The organism is Ruegeria sp. HKCCD7221, assembly GCF_013031225.1.
Classification (GTDB): domain Bacteria; phylum Pseudomonadota; class Alphaproteobacteria; order Rhodobacterales; family Rhodobacteraceae; genus Ruegeria.
This window is the reverse complement of sequence record NZ_WPZE01000005.1, coordinates 107,148-132,819: the sequence shown is the minus strand read 5'-3', so window position 1 is coordinate 132,819 and position 25,672 is coordinate 107,148. Positions and strand designations below refer to the sequence as shown.

At 54.2% G+C, this 25,672-nt stretch carries 28 protein-coding genes; 13 read left to right on the top strand and 15 right to left on the bottom strand.

The genetic code is table 11. The features are described 5' to 3' along the window. The first annotated feature begins 11 nt into the window (after positions 1-11). The 8 genes from GOX73_RS13900 to GOX73_RS20765 all read left to right on the top strand — a co-directional run bounded on the left by GOX73_RS13900 (position 12) and on the right by GOX73_RS20765 (position 9,394). Positions 12-1,253: a lytic murein transglycosylase gene (locus tag GOX73_RS13900; RefSeq protein ID WP_171123428.1), complete on the top strand. Its 1,242-nt coding sequence runs from the start codon at positions 12-14 to the stop codon at positions 1,251-1,253. A gap of 399 nt (positions 1,254-1,652) precedes the next feature. After that, entirely contained in the window at positions 1,653-3,281 is a 1,629-nt protein-coding gene (locus GOX73_RS13895; RefSeq protein WP_171123430.1) for a peptide ABC transporter substrate-binding protein, read from the top strand. Between the two features lie 66 nt (positions 3,282-3,347). Continuing rightward, positions 3,348-4,271, top strand: a complete 924-nt coding sequence (gene oppB / locus GOX73_RS13890) for an oligopeptide ABC transporter permease OppB (protein WP_171123432.1) — start codon at positions 3,348-3,350, stop codon at positions 4,269-4,271. 10 nt (positions 4,272-4,281) lie between these two features. Next, complete coding sequence (locus GOX73_RS13885; protein ID WP_170389022.1) at positions 4,282-5,211, top strand: ABC transporter permease subunit; 930 nt, start codon at positions 4,282-4,284, stop codon at positions 5,209-5,211. A 1-nt stretch (position 5,212) separates the two neighbouring features. Then, the gene (locus GOX73_RS13880) at positions 5,213-7,018 is read left to right on the top strand and encodes an ABC transporter ATP-binding protein (protein WP_171123433.1); all 1,806 of its coding nucleotides are present in this window, start codon (positions 5,213-5,215) and stop codon (positions 7,016-7,018) included. Positions 7,019-7,331: 313 nt separating this feature from the next. Further along, complete coding sequence (galU, locus tag GOX73_RS13875) at positions 7,332-8,225, top strand: UTP--glucose-1-phosphate uridylyltransferase GalU (RefSeq protein WP_171123435.1); 894 nt, start codon at positions 7,332-7,334, stop codon at positions 8,223-8,225. A 204-nt stretch (positions 8,226-8,429) separates the two neighbouring features. After that, positions 8,430-8,873, top strand: coding sequence for a DUF2793 domain-containing protein (locus GOX73_RS20770; protein ID WP_371808599.1), 444 nt, complete (start codon positions 8,430-8,432; stop codon positions 8,871-8,873). A gap of 8 nt (positions 8,874-8,881) precedes the next feature. After that, complete coding sequence (locus GOX73_RS20765) at positions 8,882-9,394, top strand: hypothetical protein (RefSeq protein ID WP_254429200.1); 513 nt, start codon at positions 8,882-8,884, stop codon at positions 9,392-9,394. 139 nt (positions 9,395-9,533) lie between these two features. On the opposite strand, the gene otnC is transcribed toward GOX73_RS20765, so the two are convergent. From otnC to GOX73_RS13835, 7 genes are read right to left on the bottom strand one after another with little or no spacing between them, the layout of a single operon-like run. Beyond that, the gene (gene otnC / locus GOX73_RS13865; RefSeq protein WP_171123437.1) at positions 9,534-10,175 is read right to left on the bottom strand and encodes a 3-oxo-tetronate 4-phosphate decarboxylase; all 642 of its coding nucleotides are present in this window, start codon (positions 10,173-10,175) and stop codon (positions 9,534-9,536) included. Beyond that, positions 10,172-11,449, bottom strand: coding sequence for a 3-oxo-tetronate kinase (gene otnK / locus GOX73_RS13860; RefSeq protein WP_171123439.1), 1,278 nt, complete (start codon positions 11,447-11,449; stop codon positions 10,172-10,174). The genes otnC and otnK overlap by 4 nt, the downstream gene beginning before the upstream one ends. Then, positions 11,446-12,243, bottom strand: a complete 798-nt coding sequence (locus GOX73_RS13855; RefSeq protein WP_171123441.1) for an N-acyl homoserine lactonase family protein — start codon at positions 12,241-12,243, stop codon at positions 11,446-11,448. The genes otnK and GOX73_RS13855 overlap by 4 nt, the downstream gene beginning before the upstream one ends. After that, the gene (locus GOX73_RS13850) at positions 12,240-12,527 is read right to left on the bottom strand and encodes a putative quinol monooxygenase (RefSeq protein WP_171123443.1); all 288 of its coding nucleotides are present in this window, start codon (positions 12,525-12,527) and stop codon (positions 12,240-12,242) included. The genes GOX73_RS13855 and GOX73_RS13850 overlap by 4 nt, the downstream gene beginning before the upstream one ends. Continuing rightward, positions 12,527-14,038 carry a tripartite tricarboxylate transporter permease gene (locus GOX73_RS13845; protein WP_171123445.1) on the bottom strand — a complete coding sequence of 504 codons (1,512 nt, stop codon included), beginning with the start codon at positions 14,036-14,038 and terminating at the stop codon, positions 12,527-12,529. The genes GOX73_RS13850 and GOX73_RS13845 overlap by 1 nt, the downstream gene beginning before the upstream one ends. A gap of 4 nt (positions 14,039-14,042) precedes the next feature. Further along, a complete protein-coding gene (locus tag GOX73_RS13840) occupies positions 14,043-14,792 on the bottom strand; it encodes a hypothetical protein (RefSeq protein ID WP_171123447.1) in 750 nt (249 codons plus the stop codon). 57 nt (positions 14,793-14,849) lie between these two features. Further along, positions 14,850-15,857 (bottom strand): tripartite tricarboxylate transporter substrate binding protein, encoded by a 1,008-nt coding sequence (locus GOX73_RS13835; protein WP_170353706.1) that lies wholly within the window; start codon positions 15,855-15,857, stop codon positions 14,850-14,852. A gap of 135 nt (positions 15,858-15,992) precedes the next feature. Between GOX73_RS13835 and GOX73_RS13830 the strand changes: the two genes are divergently transcribed. The 5 genes from GOX73_RS13830 to GOX73_RS13810 all read left to right on the top strand — a co-directional run bounded on the left by GOX73_RS13830 (position 15,993) and on the right by GOX73_RS13810 (position 20,536). After that, positions 15,993-17,081, top strand: a complete 1,089-nt coding sequence (locus GOX73_RS13830) for an isocitrate/isopropylmalate dehydrogenase family protein (RefSeq protein WP_171123449.1) — start codon at positions 15,993-15,995, stop codon at positions 17,079-17,081. Next, positions 17,078-18,109, top strand: a complete 1,032-nt coding sequence (locus GOX73_RS13825; protein WP_171123451.1) for a Gfo/Idh/MocA family protein — start codon at positions 17,078-17,080, stop codon at positions 18,107-18,109. Before GOX73_RS13830 ends, GOX73_RS13825 begins: the two co-directional genes overlap by 4 nt. Beyond that, positions 18,106-18,783: a GntR family transcriptional regulator gene (locus tag GOX73_RS21055; protein WP_171123453.1), complete on the top strand. Its 678-nt coding sequence runs from the start codon at positions 18,106-18,108 to the stop codon at positions 18,781-18,783. Before GOX73_RS13825 ends, GOX73_RS21055 begins: the two co-directional genes overlap by 4 nt. A gap of 213 nt (positions 18,784-18,996) precedes the next feature. Next, positions 18,997-20,097 carry a nitroreductase family protein gene (locus GOX73_RS13815; protein WP_171123455.1) on the top strand — a complete coding sequence of 367 codons (1,101 nt, stop codon included), beginning with the start codon at positions 18,997-18,999 and terminating at the stop codon, positions 20,095-20,097. Next, a complete protein-coding gene (locus GOX73_RS13810) occupies positions 20,087-20,536 on the top strand; it encodes a MarR family winged helix-turn-helix transcriptional regulator (protein ID WP_171123457.1) in 450 nt (149 codons plus the stop codon). Before GOX73_RS13815 ends, GOX73_RS13810 begins: the two co-directional genes overlap by 11 nt. A 37-nt stretch (positions 20,537-20,573) precedes the next feature. On the opposite strand, the gene GOX73_RS13805 is transcribed toward GOX73_RS13810, so the two are convergent. The 8 genes from GOX73_RS13805 to GOX73_RS13770 all read right to left on the bottom strand — a co-directional run bounded on the left by GOX73_RS13805 (position 20,574) and on the right by GOX73_RS13770 (position 25,596). Next, a complete protein-coding gene (locus GOX73_RS13805) occupies positions 20,574-21,341 on the bottom strand; it encodes a hypothetical protein (protein ID WP_371808205.1) in 768 nt (255 codons plus the stop codon). Positions 21,342-21,385: 44 nt separating this feature from the next. Next, positions 21,386-22,558: an adenylate/guanylate cyclase domain-containing protein gene (locus GOX73_RS13800; protein ID WP_171123459.1), complete on the bottom strand. Its 1,173-nt coding sequence runs from the start codon at positions 22,556-22,558 to the stop codon at positions 21,386-21,388. Between the two features lie 124 nt (positions 22,559-22,682). Continuing rightward, a complete protein-coding gene (locus GOX73_RS13795) occupies positions 22,683-23,237 on the bottom strand; it encodes a CIA30 family protein (RefSeq protein WP_171123461.1) in 555 nt (184 codons plus the stop codon). An 11-nt stretch (positions 23,238-23,248) separates the two neighbouring features. Further along, complete coding sequence (locus GOX73_RS13790) at positions 23,249-23,701, bottom strand: TspO/MBR family protein (RefSeq protein ID WP_171123463.1); 453 nt, start codon at positions 23,699-23,701, stop codon at positions 23,249-23,251. Between the two features lie 13 nt (positions 23,702-23,714). Next, entirely contained in the window at positions 23,715-24,218 is a 504-nt protein-coding gene (locus GOX73_RS13785) for an aggregation factor core (RefSeq protein WP_171123465.1), read from the bottom strand. Positions 24,219-24,354: 136 nt separating this feature from the next. Next, positions 24,355-24,738, bottom strand: coding sequence for a nuclear transport factor 2 family protein (locus tag GOX73_RS13780; protein ID WP_171123467.1), 384 nt, complete (start codon positions 24,736-24,738; stop codon positions 24,355-24,357). 144 nt (positions 24,739-24,882) lie between these two features. After that, positions 24,883-25,263, bottom strand: coding sequence for a VOC family protein (locus GOX73_RS13775; RefSeq protein ID WP_171124963.1), 381 nt, complete (start codon positions 25,261-25,263; stop codon positions 24,883-24,885). After that, positions 25,264-25,596 carry a zinc-binding dehydrogenase gene (locus GOX73_RS13770; protein WP_256367670.1) on the bottom strand — a complete coding sequence of 111 codons (333 nt, stop codon included), beginning with the start codon at positions 25,594-25,596 and terminating at the stop codon, positions 25,264-25,266. It abuts the gene before it with no gap. Positions 25,597-25,672: the final 76 nt, after the last annotated feature.

Genomic DNA, 25,672 nt, shown 5'->3' with positions numbered 1-25,672 from the left:
GGCGACACCTTATGCACATGCGTTGGCTTATCGTGATATTTGGCCTCTGGTGTCTTCCCACAAACGCAACCGCACTGGACCGCGGAGCGGTCGAGCAGCAATTCCAGACGTGGTTATGGGAAACCGTTTGGCCGCAAGCCAAAGCCAAAGGTGTTTCCCGACGCACAATGGAGCGCGCCTTTAACGGCGTCACTCTTAATTGGAAACTGCCGGATCTGGTCCCTCCGGGTGGGACACAAAAAGTACCTAAACAGCAGAAACAGGCCGAATTCGGCTCACCTGCACGGTATTTCAAGGCCAACACGGTGCAGGGCGCAACATCCGTTGGCCGAAAGATGGCACAGCGCCACTCGACAACCCTCGCCCAGATTGAGGTCAGAACCGGCGTTCCATCACACATCATTCTGGCCATCTGGGGGCGGGAAAGCGGATATGGTCAGGTCCCGATCCGGCACAATGTCTTTGAAGTGCTAGGAACAAAGGGGTTCATGAGTACCAGGTCAGAATACTTCGCGGGCGAGCTCATCTCGGCATTGCAAATCGCCGAAGTAGGGCATGCGCCGCCGGGTGAAATGAAAAGCAGTTGGGCCGGTGCGCTGGGGCAACCACAGTTCATGCCGTCAAGCTTTTTGACCTTTGCGGCGGACGGCAATGGCGACGGACGATCCGATATTTGGACATCGCCCGAGGATACGATGGCATCTATTGCGAACTATCTGGCGCAACATGGCTGGGTGTCCGGTCGCGACTGGGGATTCGAGGTTTCTGTGCCAAAGTCCATATCCTGCGCCCTTGAAGGGCCGGATCAGGGACGCCCAATACAGGACTGGGCAGAGATGGGGGTTTCCAGAGTTTCGGGCAAACCTTTCCCGCAACATGAGCTTTCTGACGAAGGATTCCTGATGATGCCCGCAGGACGAAGTGGCCCGGCCTTTCTGGTGACGCCGAATTTCTATGTTCTGAAGGAATACAACAAAAGCGATCTTTATGCCCTTTTCGTCGGCCATGTCGGGGATCGGATTGAATACGGCGTCGGCAACTTCCAAGGTCAGTGGGGCAAAGTGGGTGATCTCTATCGTTCGGACATCGCAGCAATGCAGCGCGCCCTAGAACATAAGGGGCATGACGTTGGCGGTGCGGACGGCCTTGCGGGCTTCAAAACCCGTCGCTCGATCGGGCGCTGGCAGGAAGCGACCGGTAAGGTGCCCACCTGTTTCCCTGCTGCACATATGAAATCAACCCTAAGCCGATAGCGATTCGCGATTTGAGAGGCTGTTTGCTAAAAGGCTTACGCAGCGTCAAGCGTCACCCTGCGCTGCCACCGTTCACGAAAATGTTAAGAACACATCTAGTTTCATTATAATATTTCCGGCGCCACGCCGTTTCCTTCACAATTCGCATACAACTGCCTAATTTGCGGGCAGAGGCTTTAACCTTTTTTTAAATAATGCCAACGTCGGCTTCAGTGAAAGGCGACTTTTGCAACCACGTTCCCGACTGAAAACCGAAAGACTGCGGCGCAGCCCGTTTTGCGAACCAATTCAGCAATTTTCGGACTTGTACCACATGCTTTCGCAGTCGGACAAACAAGGCGGCTCTCTGCCATCTTGTTGGGATGGCCAACAATGCCGCCAAAAAACGGGAGTAAAAATATGAACAAACATATTCGGACAACGCTGGCGGGGCTGCTGACCTCGACCATGATCACCGGCGCGGCACTGGCCGCCGGAACGCACCCTGAAACCGGCGAAGCATTGGCGGATGATCAGACATTCACCTATCGTATTCTGGACGAACACAGCTCGGTCGACCCGCAGGTCGTCGAGGACGTATCGGGTGCCGAGATTGTGCGCGACCTGTTTGAAGGGCTGATGAACCAGGACGAAGACGGTAATCTGGTTCCTGGCGTCGCCACCGAATTCACCACCAACGATACCAAAGACGTCTATACGTTTACCCTTCGCGATGACGCCAAGTGGTCCAACGGCGACCCGGTAACCGCTGGCGACTTTGTCTTCGCATGGAAACGCGCCGTCGATCCAGCGCTGTCGTCGCCCTACGCCTGGTTCATGGAACTGATGTCGATTGAAAACGCGGCTGAAATCATTGCAGGCGATAAACCTGTGGATGAGCTGGGCGTCACCGCCATTGACGACCACACGCTTGAGGTCAAACTGAGCGCCCCTCTGCCTTATTTCGCGCAGATGACCACGCATTCCACGACCTTCCCTGCCCCGCAGAAAGTCATCGAAGAGTTTGGCGACGCGTGGACCAAGCCTGAAAACATCGTCTCGAACGGGGCTTATGTTCTGACCGAACACCTGCCGCAAGAACGCTCGGTTCGTGAGCGTAACGAGATGTACTGGGACAACGACAACACCATCGTCGACAAGGTTGTCGCATTGGTCATCAACGACGAAAACGTCGCCCTGACCCGTTATCTGGCTGGTGAACTGGACCGCACCGAGGTTCCCGCAGGTCAGTTCCCACGCCTGCAGAAAGAGCACCCGGAAGAGGCCATCAGCTTCCCGCGCCTGTGCAACTATTACTACACGTTCAACCTATCCGACGGCGGCCCCGAAGCGTTCAAAGACCCGAACGTCCGCCAAGCGCTGTCGCTGGCGGTAGATCGCAAGATCATCACGGAAAACATCATGGCAGGTGGCCAGCCGCAGGCTTACACCTTTGCCCCTGAGGCGACCGCCGGGTTCACGGTTCCCGAAGTAGAAATGGCCTCGATGTCTCAGCAGGAACGCGACGAATTGGCCAAGGAATTGCTGGCTGCCGCAGGTTACGGTCCTGACAATCCACTGAGCTTTGAGATGGTCTACAACACCTCGGAAGCTCATAAGAAGGTCGCGGTGGCGCTGAGCCAGATGTGGAAGCAGAAGCTGGGTGTAAACGCCGAACTCGCCAATATGGAATGGAAGATCTTCCTGGAAGAGCGCGGCAACCAGAACTTCGATCTGGCCCGTGGCGCTTGGTGTGGCGACTATAACGAAGCCTCAACCTTCCTGGACCTGCTGCAATCGGACTCTGGCTACAACGACGGCAAGTATAACAATGCCAAAGTTGACGAGCTTTTGGCCCAAGCCAAAACGTCGGACGATGCCGCGCCTCTGTATACCGAGGTCGAGCGGATCATCGCACAAGAGACCCCTGTAATCCCGATCTATCACTATGCTGGCGTCTACATGATGGACAGCGACGTCGGGAACTGGCCGGTCAATAACGTAGAGCAGAACTGGTACTCCAAGAACCTCTACAAAATCGCTGAATAATCATCTGTTGATCACGCTTTGCCCCGGAGAGTTCTTTGGGGCAAAGCCAATAATTGGGGGCATGAAATGCTTGCCTATATCGTCCGGCGGTTGCTGATCGCCGTCCCAACGATCCTATTGCTGATCGTTGCAAGTTTCTTTTTGATGCACTTCGCACCCGGTGGACCCTTCACGTCAGAGCGGCCACTGCCGCCGGCGGTTCTGGCCAATATCGAGGCGCGGTACGGGCTGGACCAGCCATTGTGGAAACAGCTTTGGGACTATCTGTACAACATCGTCGTACATTTCGATTTCGGCCCGTCCTTCAAGTTCAAGGACCGCGACGTGAATGACATCATCGCTCAGGGCTTTCCGATTTCGTTGACCTATGGCTCGCTGTCTTTCCTTGTCGCGACGTCCGTGGGTGTCAGCCTTGGGATCGCTGCTGCGATCAAACACAACAGTTGGATCGACTATTTCGCAGTTGGTCTGGGGATAGCGGCACAGGCGCTGCCGAACTTCATCATGGGGCCGATCCTGATACTGACATTCACCCTTTGGCTGGGTTGGTTGCCCGGGGGCGGATGGAACGGCGGGCAATGGCCTTACCTGATCATGCCGGTGATCGCTCTGGCGACCTCTTACATGGGGTCGATCGCCCGGATCACCCGGTCTTCGATGCTGGAAGTTCTGAACTCGAACTTTATCCGCACCGCGCGCGCCAAGGGCTTGCCGACAAGAACCGTCATTTGGCGGCACGCTCTGAAACCCACGCTTCTACCGGTCGTATCCTATCTTGGGCCAGTTTTTGTTTACGTTCTGACCGGTTCGGTCTTTGTCGACATCTACTTTTCAACCGGTGGGTTGGGACAAGCCTATGTGGGGTCCGCCCTATCACGAGACTATGCCGTGCTTCTGGGCGTCACGATCCTGTATGGCGTTCTGACCGTGCTGGTGAACCTGCTGACCGACCTGGCCTACGCCTGGTTCGATCCGAAAATTCGTTACTGAGGGGCCGGCAATGCTTGGAAAATCACAAAAAGCCGCGCATCTGGCCGAGGATATCACCGACTATACGGTCATTCAGGGCCGCTCGCTCTGGCAGGACGCGCGTATGCGGTTTGTCCGGAACAAGGCTGCAATGGCCAGTCTGTTCATTCTGGGTCTGATCGTTCTGTTCACTCTTATCGGGCCTTATTTTGCTGTGTGGAACAACGAAGAAATCGACTGGAATGTCATGGGTGACGTCCGGGGCATGGGGATGCCTTCGGTCGAGACCGGGCATTTCTTTGGCGTCGATGATCTGGGGCGCGACCTGTACAGCCGTGTCATTCAGGCGACCACCACATCGCTTTTGGTGGGGCTGATCGGGGCCGCGACCGCGCTGATCGTAGGAACCTGCTATGGGATTGCGGCTGGGTATATCGGTGGCCGCACCGACGGCATCATGATGCGCTTCGTTGACATCTTGCTGGCGATCCCGGCCACGCTTGTCATCATCCTGCTTTTGGTTGTGGCGGGCCGGTCGTTCTTTATGCTGTTCATCGCCCTAGGCGCGGTGGGGTGGTTGACAATGGCGCGGATCGTTCGCGGGCAGACACTAACCCTGAAAAACCGCGAATTCATTGAGGCCGCACGCGCCGCTGGCGTTAGTGAGTTCACCATCATGTATCGCCACATCCTGCCGAACCTGTTGGGTGTTGTGATTGTCTACGCCTCGTTGCTGGTGCCCGAGATGATCCTGACCGAAAGCTTTATCTCGTTCCTGGGTTTGGGAATTTCGGAACCTTACACTTCACTCGGCCGTCTGATCGCCGAGGGTGCTGGTACTATGGGCTATGGAACCCTCTGGCAATTGATGTTCCCCCTGACATTCTACGTCGCCATCATCATCACGATGTTCTTCATTGGCGATGGCCTGCGTGACGCCTTGGACCCGAAGGATCGCTGATATGAGTCTGTTTTCTGTAAAGGACCTGAGCGTGCAATTCGATACACCGGATGGTGTTGTCGAAGCCGTCAAGGGCATCAGCTTTGACATCAATCCAGGCGAGTGTCTGGGCATCGTTGGCGAAAGCGGATCGGGTAAAAGCCAGACGTTTATGGCTGCGATGGGGCTGCTGCCTCCGGCCGGGCGGGCCAGTGGGTCGGCCTTGCTGAACGGCAAGGAAATCCTGAACCTGTCCGTGAACAAGCTGAACCAGATCCGGGGCGACGATGTCGGTATGATCTTTCAGGATCCGCTGACCGCATTGACTCCTCATTTGCGGATCGGCCAGCAAATGCGCGAAGTGCTACAGGTTCACGAAGGCTTGCAAGGAAATGCAGCCCGTGCCCGGTGTCTTGAATGGCTGGATCGTGTTCGCATCCCCGAGGCAAAGCGACGTCTGGACCAATACCCGCATGAACTGTCGGGCGGCATGCGTCAGCGTGTCATGATCGCAATGTCGATGCTGTGCAGTCCCAAACTGCTGATCGCGGATGAACCGACAACGGCACTGGATGTAACGGTTCAGGCGGACATATTAGACCTGATGGTCCGCCTGCAAAAGGACGAAGGCACGGCCATCGCCCTGATCACGCATGATATGGGTGTTGTTGCGCGTATGTGCGACCGTATTCAGGTGATGCGTCTGGGACAGTTTGTCGAAGCTGGCGACACGCGCGAAATCTTTCGCGCACCGCAGCACGAATACACACGTACCCTGCTGGAAGCGATGCCGCGCATTGATGCTGGGGACGCACCCAAGGCGCTTGGTAAAACCGAAGAACCTTTGCTTAAGGTCGATGACGTCAAGGTTCACTTCCCGATCCATGTCTCTGGCGGCCTGTTTGGACGCAAGGTACCTCTGAAAGCAGTTGATGGTGTGACCTTCGACATCCGCAAGGGCGAAACCTTGGGTGTCGTGGGCGAGTCGGGCTGCGGCAAGTCGACATTGGCGCGCGCCGTACTTCAGCTTATAGAACCCAGCGGCGGTAATGTCAGTTGGCTGGGTTATCCCATCGTTGGACTAAAGCGGGCGGAACTGAACAAATACCGCAAGGATTTGCAGATCGTGTTCCAAGACCCGTTGGCAAGTCTGGATCCCAGAATGACAATCTCAGCTTCGATCGCTGAACCACTTAAGACCTATCGCCCCGACCTGACAGAGCGGGAGCGTAAAAAGTTGGTTGCCGAGATGATGGAGAGGGTTGGCCTGAAAGCAAACATGATCAACCGCTACCCGCATGAACTGTCCGGCGGACAAAACCAAAGGGTGGGTATCGCGCGGGCGATGATCAACAAGCCAAAGCTGATCATTTGTGATGAGGCCGTATCCGCGCTGGATGTTTCGATTCAGGCCCAGATTGTCGAATTGTTACGCGAGCTCCAGCAGGAGTTTGGCCTGTCGATGATCTTTATCAGCCACGACTTGTCCGTGGTTCGTGCCGTATCAAACCGGATCATGGTTCTGTATCTCGGCCGGATCGTCGAATTGGGTGATGGTGAGGCCATTTGTTCCGAACCTATTCACCCGTACACCAAGTCCTTGATCTCGGCGGTGCCAATCCCGGACCCGGATGTCGAGCGTAGCCGCCAGAGGCTTAAACTGCCGGGTGAACTTCCTTCACCAATGGATCCGAAAGCGGCGTTGCGGTTCCTGCCCAGCCGTTTATCTGCAGGGCAGACAGACTATGTGCCTCAATTAAACGAGGTGAAGCCCGATCATTTCGTGGCCGAACACGATCCACTTGAGGCAATCATGGCCAACGCGTAAGCAAAGACGCCCGACACCTGTCTACAGGCTTCGGGCGTTTTTCAATTCCGCCTAGGGATTGAACAAAGCAATCAGATAATAGGCAAACAATATTCCACTATTCGATATTATTGTTTCCTTTTTGGCATAAATACTCAGCTTTCCCGCTGCATGTTGCCGCAGTTCATTTTGACTCCCAATCTTCGTGATGGCACCATTTCCCATGACGCAGCATCCTGCATCAAACGGCGTTGATCATTCTGCGCGCACAGCCTAAGACGAAGCCACGAGAGCAAAGCGATTTTCGGGCAAATTTTTTAACTTGAGAGGTAACATGGCACGCAAGGTCACCAAGGCGATTTTTCCAGTTGCGGGTCTGGGTACACGCTTTTTGCCGGCAACTAAGTCCGTCCCCAAAGAGATCATGACGCTGGTCGACCGACCACTTGTACAATATGCAATTGACGAGGCGCGTGCGGCCGGTATCACCGAGTTTATTTTCGTAACTTCGCGGGGGAAATCCGCGCTCGAAGACTATTTCGACCACAACCACATCCTTGAGCAAGAACTAAAGTCCAAAGGCAAGACGGACCTTCTTGAAACACTCAATGCCACCAACATGGAAAGCGGAGCGATTGCCTATATCCGCCAGCACAAGGCGCTGGGTCTTGGGCACGCAGTGTGGTGCGCGCGCCGCCTGATCGGGGACGAGCCTTTTGCCGTTATGCTGCCAGACGACGTGATCGCCGCTGACAAGCCCTGTTTGCAGCAAATGGTCGAAGCCTACCAAGAGACCGGCGGCAATATGGTTGCGGCCATGGAAGTTCCGCATGAAAAAACCCAATCTTATGGTGTGCTGGATGTTGGTGAGAATATCGGATCCGTCGTGCGCACCCGGGGCATGGTGGAAAAACCCAAACCAGAGGACGCGCCGTCCAACCTGGCCGTAATCGGGCGCTATATCCTGGGACCATCGGTTCTGTATAACCTGAACCAGAAGAAAAAAGGCAGCGGTGGCGAAATCCAGCTAACCGATGCGATCGCCGAAGATATCGGAAACGGTGTTCCGGTTTTTGGCTACAAGTTCGAAGGTCAGCGTTTTGACTGCGGCTCGAAGTCCGGCTTCCTGCAGGCAACGGTCGCATATGCACTGTCTCGCGAAGATCTGCGTGACGACCTGCGTGAATACATTCACGAAGTGATCTCTTCGGACAAGGCGGCTCAGTAACAGCCGCCTAACGTACACGGGTACCTATGTCCAAGCGCCGGGCTGGTGGCAGCAACTGAAACCAGCCCCGTGCCGACCGGGTCCAATCCCCAAGAATTAACGATTCTTTTCTGATGCGTTCGTGCAAGTCGGGAAGGATTCACATCTCTGCACTCACTGTGGCCCGCATTGCGTATGTCATTTCGACAGCCACAGGAGGACCCCGTGTCACAAAACTCACCCCGTCTGGACTTGCCATTTATTCAACAGTCGCAAGCGCAGAAACACGTCACGCATAATGAAGCACTCAGGAAACTGGACGTCATCGTACAGTTGAGCGTCGCCTCGGCAGGCGCAATCAATCCTCCGCCCGCACCGGATCAGGGAGAAATTCACGCTCTGGGGGCGGCGCCTACGGGTGACTGGGCAGGGCAAGCTGGCAAACTGGCCGCGTGGCTGGACAATGCGTGGCATTTCGTAAGCCCCGTATCAGGATGGCGCGCATGGGATGAAAGCCAATCCCGGCTGATCGTCTGGGACGGGTCAGATTGGGTGGATGCCCCTATTGCAACCCAAAACCTGAAAGGGATTGGTATTTCCGCGACATATGACGAGACAAACCGGCTGCCGTTCGGTCTGCCGCGTCGTTGCTCAGCCATGATGGGCTAGGTCATCAGTTGAAGATCAACAAGGCCAACGCGGCCGAAACTGCATCTTTGCTGTTTCAATCGAATTGGACAGGGCACGCAGAAATGGGGCTGTCCGGCAGCACAGGATTTTCCATCAAGGTCTCACCAGACGGAAGCAACTGGACCGACGCACTCAGCTTTGACCCGGCCTCTGCCATTGCAAGCGGTGCAGCCGTTCAAAACAGTTCAGATGATACAACGCCGGGTCGCCTGATGCGCGCAGACTTCGGCTACGGCCCCGGCAACCTGTTGGGCACAGTATCTTCAAATGGCGACGTACCGACCGGAGCGGTCATTGAACGCGGAACAACACCTGACGGGGACTATGTTCGGTTTGCAGACGGCACGCAAATCTGCACCGCGACACTGAACCCGACTTCCTGCACAGCGTCAGACGGTTCTCTGTTTGCCAACGGGACCGACGTCTGGTCGTTTCCGATTGCATTTGCAGCGGGCTCCACTCCAGTTATCAGTGGTAGTGGCAGCACCACCACCCTGTAGGCGCGCTCATAACGCTGCGCTCCTGCTATTGATTTCGTTCATCAATTTCAAGTGCGCTTGCCCATAACTTTGCGCCGTATTTGCGCACAATTTTGCACGATTTGCCCAAAAGTTTGCACGCCCCCATTTCGGTGTCGAATTACATCCTTTCGAAAGTCTTTTTGAGTTCTGCGACTTGTGCTGCATCCAACATCCGGGTTGGCATGTCCCGCAATGCCACGAGCAGCTTGGCTGTTTCTTCTAACTCTTCTGCTGCACAGACCGCCGAGAAGAGGTCCTTTCCCGATACGACTGGTCCGTGATTGGCCAACAGAACAGCACTAAATTTGCCGCCCAGTTTACGGATCAGATCACCTGATTTCGGATCACCCGGCTTGACGTATGGAACCAGTTTGACCGTGCCGACGCGCATCACCACGTATGGCGTAAGCGGTGGAATACAGTCGTCTGGATCGGTGTCTTCCAGACACGACAGTGCGGTGGCCCAGGTCGAATGCAGATGAACCACGGCGCCCGCTTCTGGTCTTGTCTCATAGAAAGCTTGATGCAGAAAGACTTCCTTGGTCGGCTTGTCTCCCGAGACGTGGTTGCCATCCAAATCAATCTTGGCGATGCGCTCGGGGTCGATATCGCCCAAGGTGGAATTTGTTGGCGTCATGAGGATCCCGTCATGTAAACGCGCGGAGACATTGCCCGCAGTGCCAACGGAAAAGCCACGTGCAAACAGTGAGGCACACAGCTCCGACATTTGCTGTCGTAATGCCTTTTCTTCAGAACTCATTTGCCGGCCTCCATCATTCTGAGAGCCTTCGCGAAAAAGTCCGGAGCGCCAAAGTTTCCAGATTTTAGAGCCAGCGCAATGGGTTCAGTTTTTCCGACGCTCAGGACAGGTACGCCCGGGTCGATCTCTGGACCAATTGACATGGCCGGAGACCCCAGTGCCTCAGAGACAGCCTTGGCGACAGCTCCCGACGTCTCTCCTCCCGCCACCACCAATCGCTTGTAGCTCTTCTGAACAAGTTCTCGTGCTGTATCCGCAAAGAGATTGTCCAGCTTTTCCGCCACAGCGTCCTGACCGAATTTGTTTTGGATCGCGCGCACATCATCCGGGCTTCCTGATGAATACGCGAGCGGCGCCTGACCCGGATGCGTTTCAAAGAAATCCAGAAGCGTTTGCGTGGTTACATCCCCGGACATGACACCTGGAACATCAATGACGAACGTCGGATTGGATTCCGCATGAACATCGATCTGCCCGCGTGTCGCACCTGAACAAGACCCTGCAAGGATCGCGGCGGGCCCTGCGATACCAGTGAACGCAATGCCAACACTTTTGGATGAAGCCTCTCTCAGGAAGTTTCTTGGTAGACCCAGCGCTATACCCGATCCCCCAGTAATGAGCTTGGCATCCTTTAGAGCTTCGCCCCAGGCCAACAAATCTTCATCCGAAATCGCATCACCGATCACAAAGCGCCCGTCTGCGTTCCGCAATGCATCAGAAATCGCCTCTGGTCCCTGCTTCACGGTGTCAACTGGCACCGACCCAACCGCTTCTTCGGTCTGATGCTGCAACCAACGCCTAATGTTGGCATCCGTCATCGGAGTAAGGGGGTGATTTTCCATCCCGGACTCGTTCAACAGCCTGCCGAGCACAAAAAGATGACCGTGATAGACCGTGCGTCCCGTTGTAGGAAAGGCCGGGCAGAAAATCACTTTTTGCGCGCCCAGTTCGTTGGCCAGCGCTTCCGCAACGGGGGCGATATTTCCTTCCATCGTGGAATCGAATGTCGAGCAATATTTGAAGATGAACTGCTGGCATCCTTGGTCCACGAGCCACCTCAAGGCACTCAGACTGTCTGCAACCGCTTCCTCGACCGGTGCCGTGCGGCTCTTGAGCGAGATCACACCCGCTTCGATCTCTTCGCTGGCCGGGGTCATCGGAATACCCGGGAACTGAGCCGTTCGTAACCCACCTTCTGGCTCAACGCCCTTCGCCAAGGTGTTCGCAATGTCGCTCGCACCAGTGAAGTCGTCCGCTATGACACCGATTTTCATAGTTCAATGTCCCGCGTCGGCCCTGGATCCAGCCTATGGATATGCGGTGCCGCGCCTACGGGAAATACCTCACGCACAAGTGGATCATGACCGGGCACGATAAGCCTAGGACGCGAGGCCAACCTCTCGAGTGTCTTGAAGCCGTCCATCATGTCTTGCAAATCGACGACGATAGGAAAAGCTTTGCGCGCCATGAAATTCTCATAATAATGCGAGGCATCAGAGGCGAGTACCATCCACCCGGCTGCCGTTCTTACGCGAACGCATTGCAACCCGCGCGAATGCCCACCGATGCAGTGCACCGTGACCCCATCTGCAATCTCGGCTTCTCCGTCGTAGAACACGACTTTGCCCGAATAGAGACGCTTTACGACCTCGCAGACATGGTCAGCCGTGAAAGGAGCACGCAGGTGATCGTGGCACATGCAGGGACCTGTAGCGAAGGCCATTTCCGCCGACTGCATGTGCAACTTCGCGTTAGGGAACATATGCAGCCCCCCTGCGTGGTCATAATGAAGGTGGGTCACGATGACCTCAGTCACCGCTTCCGGCGCGATGCCTAGTGGCCGCAGAGCTTCGCGAGGGTCCATCGCGATGGGACGACCACGAGCGGCGGCCTCATCGGAGTCGTAGCCAGTATCGACCAGAATGACTTTGTTGCCGCGTTTGAGCACCCAAACGAAATAGTCCATCGCATGGGGAGCATCGTGATTATCATCGATGATGAAACTATCAGCTCGCGTCCGGGCGTTGCGATCCGCGTATTTCACGGCGTGAATTTCCCAATCGTTCATCGGATAACCTCGGAATAATGCTGAACCACCTTGGTGGCGATCATATCAGCCACTGCCGTATCAAAGGACTGAAAATGCGCGCTTTCTAGGTGGGCAGAGAACGCCACGCTGTCATCATAAACCTCATAGAGAAAAACTGTCTCAGGATCGTCGCCGAGACATACGTCAAACTGCCGGCATCCGATTTCTTCACGCAAAGAAGTTGAAGCGTTTTCGACCATAAGCGGCAAGAAGATATCTCTGTTACCGGGCTTGAGAGTGAAGGTGACAGTAACCGCAAACATCAGACTGAAATTCCTTTTAGGCGTGAGAACGCGCGTTTCGCGACGGGCAGTTGGCTGAGGATCAGACCAATGTTGAGCACCAGCAGAATGGCCGCACCAGGCCGAGAAAAGAAGACCGAAGGATCCCCATCCGACAGGAACAGCGACCGACGGAAGGTTTCGTCAAACAGGCTGCCCAGAATAACGCCTATCACCAACGGCGCGATTGGGTACTTCATGAGGCTCATGAAATAGGCAACAGTGCCGACGCCAAGCATCAGGTAAAGATCATTGATGCCGCCGCCGACGCTGAAAGACCCGATGGTTGTCAGAACCATAACGACGGGCAAGAAGATGGTCTGCGGGATGGCGAGTATTTTGATAAAGACCCGAGCAGTGAACAGGCCCATTAAGAACATTGTCAGGGAGGCCAGCACTAAAATTGCAACCACGCGCAGAATGATCTCGGGGTCTATCGTCGGACCTGGGATCACGTTGTTGATCTTGAAAGCCCCCATCAAAGCCGCGGCGGGTGGTGAACCGGGAATGCCCAAAACCAAAAGCGGGATCAGCGCCCCCCCAATGCAGGCGTTATTTGCTGTTTCAGAGCACAGCAGACCTTCCAATGACCCTTTTCCAAACTTGTCGCCCTCGGCAGATACGGTCTTGCCGACACCGTAGCTGACCCAACCGGCGACATCTTCACCCACGCCAGGAAGCGCTCCTACCCCGGTCCCGATCACCCCAGACCGGCCAATGGTCGGTAGATAGCGTAGGATGGAGCGTAGGTTCGGAAGGATGCGACCTTTCAGGGCCAGAACTTTCCCGGCCTCAACGTGCCTCAAACCGTCAATGATTTGGGGAATGGCAAAGGCCCCCATCAAAACTGGGACGACCTGAAACCCGCTCATCAGATAGGACCAGCCGAAAGTATAGCGCGGCTCAGACAACAGAGGGTCGAGCCCCACCATGGACATCGCAAGCCCGATCAAACCGGCGATCCATCCCTTAATCACCAGGTCTTCGCTCATTAAAGTGCCAGAAAGCAGAATGCCGAACAGGGCCAGCAATGCTTTCTCCGGGCTTGCGATGTTCTTTGAAACCAAGAGCAGAGCCCACACGAAAATCAAAAGCGTGATGGTCCCGATAACTGTGCCAATGAAGCTGGCCGTCGTGGTCAGCCCTAGTGCTTCGCCCCCTCGACCCGTTTTGGCCAGTGGGTAGCCATCCATGGCCGTCGCCGCGCTGGCTGCCGTGCCCGGAATGTTCAGCAAAATAGACGGGTAAGAGCCGCCGTAAATCGCGCCGACATAGGCCCCGAGCAAAGCGATGAGCGAATAGTCGAGCGGGATTTTGTTGCCGAAGAAACCCGTCAGGATCGTCACAGCCAGGGTTGCCGTAAGGCCGGGCAGTGCGCCGAACGTGATGCCCAGGAACACGGAAGCGATCAGATACAGATAGGTCAGCGGGTCTACTGCCAGGCCCACGAATGCGGTCCCAAACCCAGCCAGTTGCGAAAGGATAAAGTCCATCCGGTCAGTCTTTCCATAGCGGACGAAGCGTCACGTAGTAGTGGTATTCGATTTGCTTGAAGATCAGCCCGCCGCGCGCGGGCACGTTCTGCCGGAAAACAAAGGCCATCGCACAAACGAGGATGAGCGGGGCAAGTATTGCCACCAATGGAACGAACCGCAAAACGCGCTCTGAAGCCGCTTTGGTCAATACCACTAGTGTTAACGCCACCCACAAGGCCAGTGTGAACCAATCATCAGCGTGTGCATTCCAATCCGCCTGAGCAGGAAACACGGCGAACGCAAACAAACCGGCGACGACAACTGCTATACAAGCCACCAAAGCACGCCGCGCATGACCCCCGTAGTAACCGTAAGTCAAAGCCGTGATCAGCAACCCAGAGCACAGAATGAAGTCCACTCTGGGAACCAGCCCGACGACATAGGCAAGAAGAATCAGGCCTATGGTTGAAGCTCGATAGGCTTCCGACTTATCCCATCCGACCCCTAAAGCACTGAGCGCGTGTTGGGCTCCTCCTGAACGGATCGAAATCGCCAGCAACACGAAGGACAAGACAAGCAATCCACCGAAGATGAACAGCGGTACAATTGCTGCCGAGTTGTACCAATCAGACCCATTTACACCTGCGCGGTTTTCACCCCAAAGCGGGATGTCCGACGTCTTCCAAAGGAAAAAAGTGGAAATTGCTATCAGACCAATCGATGCCCAGAAATCGCGCGCCCGCATGATCAGTGTATCGTCAGGTTTGTCCATTGCCTGCCTCTTGTCAGAAAGGGCGTGATCAGGCGCGCCCTTGAAAAAGTGATAGGATTATGGCTTCTCGATACCCAGCGATGCCGGATCTACGGTCGCTGCGCCCAGATCTTGCAAGGTATATGCAAAGGTAGCTTCGAGGTTCGCAAACAGCTCTTGAGCTTCTTCGCCGTGTTGACCACCGACATCATAATTGTTTGCAGTGGCCCATTCAGCGACGGTGTCGGAGGCAATCGCTTGCTCGAAGGCATTACCAAGCGCGGCCTTTACGTCGTCCCCGGCTGAACTGTGGACTGCAAACCCGATGGCCTGCTTGAGCGGCAAATACTGATCGAGACCGTCATAAATGCCAAAGGCAGAAGGCACTGTTGCCCCTGCAATCTGCGCATCTTCGGGCGTCAACATCGCAAGCGGTTTAAGTTGACCGCCTTCGATCAACGCGGCCTGTTCAGCTAGAGAAGTCACAACCAACGCAACTTCACCTGCTATCGCTGCTTCCTGCCCTGGCGCTGAGCCTTTGTATGGAACAAACTTGAATTCTGCACCGGATCCTTTTTCGATGGCCAGAAGGTTCAAGTGGTGGATCGAACCTGCGCCGGAAGCCGCAGCCGGAATAGTCCCAGGAGCAGCTTTCGCAGCGTCGACCAGTTCTTCCAGAGTATTGTAAGGGCTGTCTGCCGGAACCGAGATCAGATCAGGTGATCCGCCAACGATGAACGGATACCAAAAATCAAATTTCTTATCCCAACCACCCTGCACGGCAGCGGTGACGTTAGACTCTGACAGACCAACCAATGTGTAGCCATCGTCCGGTTGGTTCATGACGTAGACCATGCCGTTGGAGCCCGCGACCCCACCTGTTTGATTGATCACATTGATCGAGACCGGAAGGTGTTTTTCCATCTCGGCCATGATCATACGGTTGATTGTGTCCGTCCCGCCACCGGCCCCCCAGACCACAGCTGTGGTGATATCACGATAGGGGTAATCCTGCGCAGACGCCGTCCCTGTAATACCGGTCGCCAACACCGCCGCGGCCACCAACCGCCCTAGTTTTCGTTTCATTTCCAAGTCCTCCCAAACAACTTTGCGTTTATTATTGCATTTATTTGCGTATACATTAAAGAATGCGCTGTCAACGGACTGTAGTGGAAGCTGCTATCGCGCTATTAATGCGAAACGGGAAGGAAGCGGGCCAAAATGAAAAAGACTTACGATGTCGCAGTGTTCCACGGGGATGGGATCGGCCCTGAAATTATGGGCCCTACGCTTGAAATTCTGCACCACCTCTCGCTCGGCAACCGCACCTACGAACTGGCGTTTACAGACGCGCCGGCAGGTGCAGGCCACTACGCCAAAACTGGAGAATCGTTTCCGGCTGGATCACTCGAAACTGCAAGCAACGCTGACGCGATTCTGCTGTCTGCAATGGGCTTACCAGATGTTCGATACCCTGACGGAACCGAGATTTCACCGCAAATCGATCTGCGAAAGCAACTGGGACTTTTCGCTGGTGTACGACCAGTAAAGGTAAGCAGTGGACAAATGACCCCCTTGGCGCTGCCTCCCGGAAAAGAGATCGACTTTGTCTTGATACGCGAAAGCACAGAAGGACTGTTCTTCACCCAAGGCGCTGGCGAAGTTACCGAAGACGAAGCACGTGAAACTCTGTTGATCACTCGTGAGGTGTCCGAAAAGCTGTTCCGTTTCGCGTTTGAACTCGCCCAGAACCGCAAAAGAACCGGGCGCGGTCAGGGTCGAGTTACATGTGTCGACAAAGCCAATGTATTCCGCGCCTTTGCATTCTTCAGATCGATGTTTGATGCAGAAGCCGCCCACCATCCCGATTTGCAGGCAGACCATGCTTATGTTGATGCCACCGCACTGTGGATGGTCCAAAAACCTTGGGAGTTCGATGTCATGGTGACCGAGAACATGTTCGGAGACATCCTCTCCGACCTTGGTGCAGGTCTCATGGGCGGTCTTGGACTGGCTCCGTCAGCGGATATCGGATTGAATCACGCTGTGTTCCAACCCTGCCATGGTTCCGCTCCAGACATTGCAGGACAGGGTATTGCCAACCCCTTTGCGATGATCCTGTCCGCAGCAATGATGCTTGAATGGTTGGGGTTGACCCATGATCACCCAGGCCTGTCCAACGACGGCGAACGGTTGCGTGAAGCCGTGGAAAAGGTGACTGCGAACGGACAGAACCTGACGCGTGACCTAGGTGGCACCGCCGGAACGCAGGACGCAGCCTCATCGGTATTGGAAGCATTGCGGGCATGAATACTCAACAAGCCATCAGGGTCGCGTGTGTGGGTGCGGGGTATTTCAGTAGGTTCCACTACGAAAGTTGGTCCCGAATGCCCAGAGCGGATCTGATTGCATCCTGCAACCGTGATATCAACAAGGCGAAGAAAACAGGACTGGCCGCTTACGATGATCTGTCAAAAATGCTGGAGGCGGAAAAACCAGATCTCGTGGACATCATTCTTCCACCTGTGGCGCAGGCCGACGCCATTCGAACTGCGCTGCATTCGGGCATAAAATGGCTGATCTGCCAAAAACCTTTCTGCATGTCTCTGGATGAAGCGGAGAAGATCGTTTCAGAGGCTGAAGCGGTAGGTGGAACCATTGTCGTACATGAGAATTTTCGCTTTCAGCCTTGGTATCGTGCAATCAAGGTGGCGATGACCGAGGGTCGAATTGGAACACCTCTACAAGCGACTTTCCGGCTTCGGCCCGGCGACGGACAGGGACCGCGAGCCTACCTGGACCGGCAGCCGTACTTTCAAAAAATGCCACGTTTCCTAGTTCATGAGACAGCGGTTCACTGGGTAGACACATTCCGATTTTTGTTCGATGCGCCCAGCGCAGTTTATGCGGACTTGCGCCAAGTTAATCCCGTTATCTCGGGCGAGGATGCAGGTTACATCCTGTTTGACCACCCCAAAGGTTTGAAAGCTCTGTTCGATGGCAACAGATGCCTTGACCATAGCGCCAAAAACCCGCGTCAGACCATGGGCGAAGCTCTCATCGAAGGAACGGAAGGATCACTAGTTCTTTACGGCGACGGTTCCGTTGACCTCCGAGCGTTTGGAAAACAGGAGAGACAGCAGATTCTACCTCCAAGCGATCATGATGGATTTGGAGGAGACTGCGTTCACGCCTTGCAAAGTCACGTCATTTCGGGCCTTCTACTGGGCACGCCTTTGGAAAACACGGCCCGAGACTATTTGGATGTGATCCGCATTGAAGAGAATATCTACCTCTCAGCAGCGGAAGGACGAAAAATCAACCTGGAGACACCGTGAAGGATCAGGACGCAAAAACTCTTTCCAATACACAACGCGCTGTTAGGGATTTGCGGCGGATGATCCTGTCTGGCGAACTTGCGGCCGGAACTGACCATCTGGAGTCGGAACTCGCCGAGACCCTTGGCATGTCCCGCACCCCGATACGGGAAGCTGCGCTGATGTTGGAAAGTAAGGGGTTGCTGGAAATGCGACCCCGAAAGGGCGTTCGGATACTGCCTGTTTCATCAGATGATATGCGTGAAATCTACGACATCCTTACGGAACTTGAGAGTCTCGCGGCACAGCGCGCTGCCGAAGCGGGTTATTCAGAAGATGAACTGGCGGTACTCGCTGGATCAATTGCGAAGATGGACCAAGCCATCGAAGCCGAAGACCTTGAAGCGTGGGCAGAGGCAGACGAGTTGTTTCATCAAGAGCTCGTTCGGTTGGGCGGCAACCAACGAGTCGAAGCGATTGTTGCCATGATGAGCGACCAAGTCCGCCGCGCGCGTGCAACGACGTTGTTCATCAGGCCCCTGCCCGTTAAATCCAACGAAGATCACCGGGTTGTTTTTCAAGCGATTAGTGAAGGTCGTCCAGATGCCGCCCGTGAACGCCATCGAGAACACAGGCTGCAAGCACAGGCTATGCTTTGCGGGATACTCGAAAAGCATCGGCTTAACAGCCTCTGATTTTCTCGCATCCGGTCGTTAATCAACTAGAATAGCTGCTTTTTTAGGCACAAAAGACTCTCCGAACACCTGTCTAACACGGCAGTCTATCGTAGAGGCCGGCTGTTCTGATTTACTTTTTTCAGGTCACTCAACCAACCACTGCATCAATGGAGTTGAAATAGTACGATTTCGGATTATATTAGTTCGATATCGTACTACTGGAGACTCAAGATGCCAAATCGAAGACGTTTTCTCAAGATTCTAGGCGGAGGCACAATACTGGTTGCAACGGGCGCGGTTGGGTTCCTAGCGACACGCACACCGCATGACGCGCTGGCTCCGTGGACGCCACAACCATATGACGACCCCCGCAAAGCCGCTTTGTCCTACGCGATTCTCGCCCCTAACCCGCACAACTTGCAACCTTGGCTGGTCGAGTTGGTTGGGCAAGACAAGGTGCGCATCCACCGTGATACAGATCGCGAGCTTCCGGAAACCGATCCTTACCACCGCCAGCTCTATATTGGCCTCGGCGCATTTGTTGAGACGATGGTCCTGGCGGCAGGTGCACAGGGATTTGATACCGAGGTCAAGTTACTGCCTGATGGGGATGACGGACCAATCGCAGAAGCAGTGTTTGTTTCTGGCGGAGCACCCGATCCACTATCAGATCAAATCCTCAAACGGCATTCCAACAAAGAACCGTACACTGAACAGCGGCTGTCCGAGACGGAAGTGTCGGTCCTTGAAAACTATGCCACTTTAATTTCCGATGAGGATCTAGTGGCCCGTGTTCGAGACCTCACGAAACGCGCATTTGAAATCGAAATGCGAACACCGCAGACCCTGAAAGAATCCGTCGACCTCATGCGGATCGGGAAAGCAGAAATCAACGCCAACCCGGACGGGATTGAGTTACGCGATCCCATGCTGGAAACGCTGCGACTTACTGGCCTATTGGACAATGAGACCCTTATGAATGTTGACCACCCAGGCACTCAGTCTCACATGCGAGGCTACTTCGCTATGCTAGACGCGACGGCGCAATACGCAGTCCTCACGACAGCTACAAACACGCGAAGCGATCAACTCGAAGCCGGACGTCAATTGATGCGTTTCTACCTGAAGACAACCGAAATGGGTCTGGGCGTGCATCCGGTCAGTCAGGCCCTTCAGGAATATCCCGAGATGGCCGATGAATACGATCTTGCGCATGAGCTTCTTGCGTCACCAGGCCACACGGTGCAAATGTTGTTGCGTTTGGGGTATGGGCCTGAACCAATTGCCACGCCCCGTTGGCCTCTGGAGACACGAATTCTGAATGAAGCCTGAAGATGAGACCAACGAAGTCTACCGGTTCTTCACCGAGGTCGGGATCATCAACCAGCTGATCTCGACCAAGCTTGAAGCGTTCTTACCTGGCAGAATGACCGCTACCCAGTTTGGCATATTGGGCCACCTGGTCCGGCGCCCCGAGGGGGAAACGCCACTACAGCTGTCGAACGCTTTTCAAGTGCCCAAGACGTCGATGACGCACATGCTCGCGAGCCTAGAAAATCATGCCCTGATTACCCTTGAAACCAACCCCGATGACAAGCGTTCGAAAATTGCCCGGTCCACGCCGCAAGGCGCGGAGTTTTTGAAAGCTTCTATGGAACGGATGTCTGAAGCCCTGGCTCCAGTTTTGTCCGAACTCGGGCCCGAACCGTTCCATAGGTCTTTACCCAATTTGACGCTCATACGTGAAACGCTAGACAACGAGCGCGACTAGCCGTAACCTGCATCGCCCCAAGCAAGCAGCCAAATTCTCAAAAGATCATACAATCCGCGCCCGGCGGCAGAGGCGGCGATCCTTCAGGCAAGGTGGGTGTGTAGTCAAATGTCACAATCTTCGCGCCACCGTCGAACGCCACGAACAGTTGGTTAGATCCCGGCCTAATGGCGATGCCTTCCGGGTCAGTTCCGAATTCCAACAGGCTTTGCTGGGCGAGCAGTTGGCCATCTGCCGTGAACTCATACAGGCTGTTTGACCCTTCCCAGTCATCAACGATCAACATGTGACCGGTTCGTGGGTCAATTGCGATGCCCTGTGCCTCGCTTAAGGGGGGAGAGAGCTTCATGGTATCCAACCTTGCCGTAAGGACGCCTTCTGAAGTGAACCAGGACAACCGTTCCGGATCATCTTCTACGGTCACGATCTGCCCCTTTGCATTGATCGCGATCCCTTCGGTATCCGCAAATCCACCTTCAAGTTCAAAGGGTGCTCCTAAAGTGACTCCTTCCTTCGTGACACGTTGGAGGCTGCCAAGACCGTCGCCTACCAACAAGTGATCTCCTTCGATAGCAATTGCCTTGATACGGAAGAGATCGCTGGATATGCGGCGCAACTCATCACCTTGCAATGTAACGAGAATGGCCTCGGGCCCCTCGTTGGCAATCCACAAGCCACAAAACGTTGGATCGTAGTCAAGGCTTGCCGGTTGGTTGAGCTCGTAGCGCCCAGTTTCGCGAAGCTCCAATGCCGTGGACGGAGAAGCCCCAGCGCAGATCAGTAAGGCAATGGTTCTTGCAAACACTCAGAATGCTCCCGGAAAGGTATGTTGTTTAAAAAAATACCTGATTATTGCGTCCCTTCAGTGAGAAAGAACAGCTCAATGGGCTGAGCAAGGCCACGTATTTCGTGATCCCCACAGCTAACGAACATGTTCGGTGAAGCACTTGCAACGGCTAACGTCGCCAACACTCTCTGACCAATTGATTTTGTTAAGTTTTCAATTCGGCTTGCGACGTTCACCGCACCACCCAAAACCGTAAAATCAAGCCTGCCGGGGCTGCCGATGTTACCGTAGCTGACCTGCCCAACGTTGATCCCAATTCCAATGTCCAAGGGCGGTTTTTGGAACTCGTCTCGTCTAGTGTTGAGAGCGTTCAAACCACTCAGCACACTCTGCGCTGCAAGAGCCGCCATTCTGCAACGGTCGGCATGGTTTTTTTGAGCTTCGATAGTGAAGATCGACAGGATGCCATCACCCATAAACTTGAGGACGTCTCCACCGTTGTCTTCCACGGCGTTGACCACCAGATCAAAATAGTCGCTGAGCGTGTCGAAGACTTCTTCTTCCGTAGAGGTTTCGGAAAATGCCGTAAAACCTCGCAGATCAGAGAACATAACCACGGCATCCAGAGTTGTTCGCTCACCGCGCTTGATGTTTCCGCTCCAGACTGCCTCGGAAGGCCCATCTCCTAAATAAGTTCGAAGTAGACCTTTAGACGATTTTCGCATTGTCACAGGTTCCAAGGCGCAAGAAAGGGCCGGTAAGACCGCTTCAATCAGCCTTAGATGTTCCGTCGAGAATCCATCCGGCGCCTGTGTAATGAACGTGCAACCATGCAGCGATCCATCACCATAATAAAGCAAAGTAGCGTAGTAGTCGGTGCCGCCTTGCTCTGCAAACTCCAAATAGGATGAATGCTCTGTTTCTGAGTCCAGTTGCTGAAGACTTTTGTGAAGCGGCTTTCTATTCGCCAGAATATACTCAAATGAGCTCCCAACATAACCATCCGTCAACGTCGTCTCATGGGTGACATCGTAGCTGTCGGTGCCGTTGGGCGTCCAAACCACGCCCCAAGCAATAAGCAATGGATTGGCAAAGCGTTGGCCAATGTTTACTCGCCACAGCGGAACTCCGGCTTCGACCAAGGAGGAACAAAAGTGTGACACCACTTTTACAGGATCGCCGGAGCTACGACCTTCTGTAATCATCCATTCGGTTAGTCGGGTGACTTCTTCCATGTACCCAAGTTAGTCGGTTGCAAAGGATGAGCAAAGGCTATTGGATTTGCATTGTCGCATGCTTTTTTGAGTCGCCTGATCTGGCTGGTTCAACGAAGATTGGAGCGTTGCACCCGGGCGACCTTCAGTAGAAACCAATCTCGCTGACATCTACGCTGGCCTCATGATCGTGCCCGAAGGCTACAACCCCAAATGAGGTTATTGCATCCGCATCGGGAATAGCGCGCAACATGGCACCTGAAGCCTTGAAGCCTGACAGAGGCAAATAGACTTCGGTCCAGTCTTCAGAAGTTGCGAACGCGGCCTGGTAGTATTGCCACGGAAGCACCGTGCCACGTGTTCTGAGGTGAACGAAGTATTGCTCGCCGTTCCCCCGTACCAATAGCTTGACGCCTGATACAGCCTCATCTAGTCGCTCAGACAACTTGCGTCGGAACTGGATGAAGCCCCCGTTGTTTTCTGTACTCACGGTTCCGGTCAGCCGCGCGAATGCAACATCACCTTCCGAACGAAACTGCATCTGTCCTGAGGAAACTCCTCCCATGACGGTGTCGGCAACGTAGTCCCAACGCGTCTCCGGAGACTTGGAAAAGTCTTCAGTCAGTTTTTCATCAGCCTGAGCCATTGTGCATCCGATGATAACAAAACCTGAAACAAGCCCGATGAAGTTTGCACGCATATTGTTCCTTGTCAGTTCAGTATCGCAATAGAGAGGTTCAGCGCCGTGGCAAATGCGACCCATGCAAAGTACGGCAGGAAAGCCAGTGCGGAAACCCGATCTGAATTCCTGACCCGAGCAATGAACATGACGATCACAGCCAACAACGCGACAATGATCACAAGGGCAAACCACGGCAGTTGCATTACGAAAAAGGCTGGCGACCACAAAAAGTTCAAACTCATCTGCGCCCACCACAGCTTCATGGCGGTCGAGCTTCGATCTGCTTCAAACTGACGCCAACCCGCCATGGCGATCAACACATAAAGCACCGTCCAAACCGGCCCAAAAATCCAATTTGGTGGATTGAAAGCCGGTTTAGAGAGCTGCGCATACCATTCGCCAGGTGCGGTCAGTGTTCCGATCAGAATGCCGCCCCCCAACATAAGCGCGAGGAATGCTATGCGGATCAACCAATTCGACATTGTAGGATGGCTTTCAGCAGTCCCTGGTCGTCACGTTTACAAGCGCGTCCGAAGAGGAGGTCGCAGTACTGGTCTCTTCCGCAACGGTATAGGACACCGTGGCGCCTTCGATCTCCGAGCCTGTAACAGTGATTTCGCGTTGCCCGATAGTATCATCGACATCGATGGTAAAGGCGAGTGTGTCCCCGGCTGCGAGGGAGGCGATTTCAAGTTCTATTGTATCTTGCCCGTCCACGACCGCTGGAATTTGCCGCAGAGCATCCGCACCCTCAACGAATTCGAGAGGCTGGAAGACCTCGACGCCCGCACCCTTTTCAGTAACGTCGAAAATCAGACGTCCCGCAGATTTCGACAAGTCAATTTTGAGGATCGAGGCTTCTACTTCGCAAGCTCCAACGTTTGTCAGAACAAAACGGTCCTTGGGTGCTCCTTCTATAAAGCGAATTAGTACACCGGCTTGAAGCGAAGTAGCTGCAAATAATCCAAGGGTCGCCGCGAGAATACTCTTCGGGAGCATATTTATCTCCTTGCTAAAGGGTTCTTGATAGATACGCTTCGGCGGGTTTCTTGGATCAGACTTATGCCCTCTGACTATCGTGGTTTAGCCGACAGGAGCTTTCAAAGCTCCATGCACCGCTGTCAGAACGGTTAAGTCAAAACATGCCATTGTCATTCTCGCTGTTTGCCGGAACCTCCTGAAGAACGTCCCAGTGTTCGACAACCTTACCTTCAGCATCCAGGCGAAAAATATCGATACCTGCGTACTCGAGACCATCAGGCCAGATTTGGTGGCAATGCAGAACAACGTGGTCGTCTTCAGCAAACGCACGTTTGATATCCACACGCTTTCCCGGATATTCGGCGGCCATGCGCTCGAAATATTCGATAAACGCTTGCTTGCCGTCGCCAACATGCGGGTTGTGCTGCGTATAGGTATCACCAACAAAGATATCTATGGCTTCCGCAGGCCGACACTCATTGAACATCATTTCGTAGAAAGCAATGACATTCTTCTTGTTGGTTTCGAGGTCCAGCATGCTGATCTCCAATTCGACGCTTGTACCGCCCAAAAATGTTGGTCCGGGTAATTCTTGGAAGCAACCCAGTAATGATCTCGATCACTAATCGGCAAGAATCTACGAGTTTAGTTTTGCGTTCCGACTATTTCGAGTGTTTGTCCCTTACTCGATTTCTTCAAAGTCTATGTGAATGTGATTTCCATCAGGATCGGCCACATGGATTTGGACCATTCGGGCGCCCGGGACGTCAGTTTTGCGGTACTTGATCTGATTCGAGCTCAGTTTTTCTTCGAATGCGCTCAAGCCTGTGGCTGAGAGCGCAAAATGCTCGAGCTTGAGCTTCACTTCGGAGCCGACATTTGGCGTTCCCTCGTGACCCACAAGATGAACCACTGCGTGATCACCCGCATACAACCAAGCTCCGGGGAACGGAAAATCAGGGCGGGTCCCGAGTTTCAAACCCAGGACCTCTTCATACCAAGCAACCATGTCAGGCAACCTAGTCGTCACGATGTTCACATGATCCAGCCGTTCAATTCTCATCTAAAAACCCTCAAGCACGAGCTTTCCTTTGGCCCTGCCGCTTTCAAGGATAGCATGCGTTTTCTTTAAGTTTGTAGCATTGATCCTACCAAGTGTATCGGTCGCTGAGGATCTGATCTTTCCGTCTTCTATCAACCCAGCGACCTGATTCAGGATTTCGCTTTGACGGTTCATATCTCCAGTCGCAAAAAGCGACCGAGTGTACATGAACTCCCAATGCAATGAGATCGATTTGGGTTTGAAAGGCGCGATGTCGAAGGTTTCAGGATCATCAATCAACCCAAAGCGACCTTGAGGTGTCATCACCTCTCCAGCTTGGGAAGCATAAAGCAGGGAATGGTTTACCGGACGAACACTTCTCTGCTCTCAAATTGACGGTGGCGGCAGAGGCAGAAAAAAGGCCTGCATC

What these genes read in the sequence shown, in the direction of transcription:
- oppB (WP_171123432.1), top strand. Translation starts at nt 3,348, where the DNA reads ATGCTTGCCTATATCGTCCGGCGGTTGCTGATCGCCGTCCCAACGATC.
- GOX73_RS13840 (WP_171123447.1), bottom strand. Translation starts at nt 14,792, where the DNA reads ATGGACAAACCTGACGATACACTGATCATGCGGGCGCGCGATTTCTGG.
- GOX73_RS13785 (WP_171123465.1), bottom strand. Translation starts at nt 24,218, where the DNA reads ATGCTCCCGAAGAGTATTCTCGCGGCGACCCTTGGATTATTTGCAGCT.
- GOX73_RS13895 (WP_171123430.1), top strand. Translation starts at nt 1,653, where the DNA reads ATGAACAAACATATTCGGACAACGCTGGCGGGGCTGCTGACCTCGACC.
- GOX73_RS13900 (WP_171123428.1), top strand. Translation starts at nt 12, where the DNA reads ATGCACATGCGTTGGCTTATCGTGATATTTGGCCTCTGGTGTCTTCCC.
- GOX73_RS13815 (WP_171123455.1), top strand. Translation starts at nt 18,997, where the DNA reads ATGCCAAATCGAAGACGTTTTCTCAAGATTCTAGGCGGAGGCACAATA.
- GOX73_RS13845 (WP_171123445.1), bottom strand. Translation starts at nt 14,038, where the DNA reads ATGGACTTTATCCTTTCGCAACTGGCTGGGTTTGGGACCGCATTCGTG.
- GOX73_RS13850 (WP_171123443.1), bottom strand. Translation starts at nt 12,527, where the DNA reads ATGTTTGCGGTTACTGTCACCTTCACTCTCAAGCCCGGTAACAGAGAT.
- GOX73_RS13880 (WP_171123433.1), top strand. Translation starts at nt 5,213, where the DNA reads ATGAGTCTGTTTTCTGTAAAGGACCTGAGCGTGCAATTCGATACACCG.
- GOX73_RS13885 (WP_170389022.1), top strand. Translation starts at nt 4,282, where the DNA reads ATGCTTGGAAAATCACAAAAAGCCGCGCATCTGGCCGAGGATATCACC.
- GOX73_RS13810 (WP_171123457.1), top strand. Translation starts at nt 20,087, where the DNA reads ATGAAGCCTGAAGATGAGACCAACGAAGTCTACCGGTTCTTCACCGAG.
- GOX73_RS13835 (WP_170353706.1), bottom strand. Translation starts at nt 15,857, where the DNA reads ATGAAACGAAAACTAGGGCGGTTGGTGGCCGCGGCGGTGTTGGCGACC.
- otnC (WP_171123437.1), bottom strand. Translation starts at nt 10,175, where the DNA reads ATGAGTTCTGAAGAAAAGGCATTACGACAGCAAATGTCGGAGCTGTGT.
- GOX73_RS13795 (WP_171123461.1), bottom strand. Translation starts at nt 23,237, where the DNA reads ATGCGTGCAAACTTCATCGGGCTTGTTTCAGGTTTTGTTATCATCGGA.
- GOX73_RS13780 (WP_171123467.1), bottom strand. Translation starts at nt 24,738, where the DNA reads ATGCTGGACCTCGAAACCAACAAGAAGAATGTCATTGCTTTCTACGAA.
- galU (WP_171123435.1), top strand. Translation starts at nt 7,332, where the DNA reads ATGGCACGCAAGGTCACCAAGGCGATTTTTCCAGTTGCGGGTCTGGGT.
- GOX73_RS13825 (WP_171123451.1), top strand. Translation starts at nt 17,078, where the DNA reads ATGAATACTCAACAAGCCATCAGGGTCGCGTGTGTGGGTGCGGGGTAT.
- GOX73_RS13790 (WP_171123463.1), bottom strand. Translation starts at nt 23,701, where the DNA reads ATGTCGAATTGGTTGATCCGCATAGCATTCCTCGCGCTTATGTTGGGG.
- GOX73_RS13855 (WP_171123441.1), bottom strand. Translation starts at nt 12,243, where the DNA reads ATGAACGATTGGGAAATTCACGCCGTGAAATACGCGGATCGCAACGCC.
- otnK (WP_171123439.1), bottom strand. Translation starts at nt 11,449, where the DNA reads ATGAAAATCGGTGTCATAGCGGACGACTTCACTGGTGCGAGCGACATT.
- GOX73_RS13830 (WP_171123449.1), top strand. Translation starts at nt 15,993, where the DNA reads ATGAAAAAGACTTACGATGTCGCAGTGTTCCACGGGGATGGGATCGGC.
- GOX73_RS13775 (WP_171124963.1), bottom strand. Translation starts at nt 25,263, where the DNA reads ATGAGAATTGAACGGCTGGATCATGTGAACATCGTGACGACTAGGTTG.
- GOX73_RS13800 (WP_171123459.1), bottom strand. Translation starts at nt 22,558, where the DNA reads ATGGAAGAAGTCACCCGACTAACCGAATGGATGATTACAGAAGGTCGT.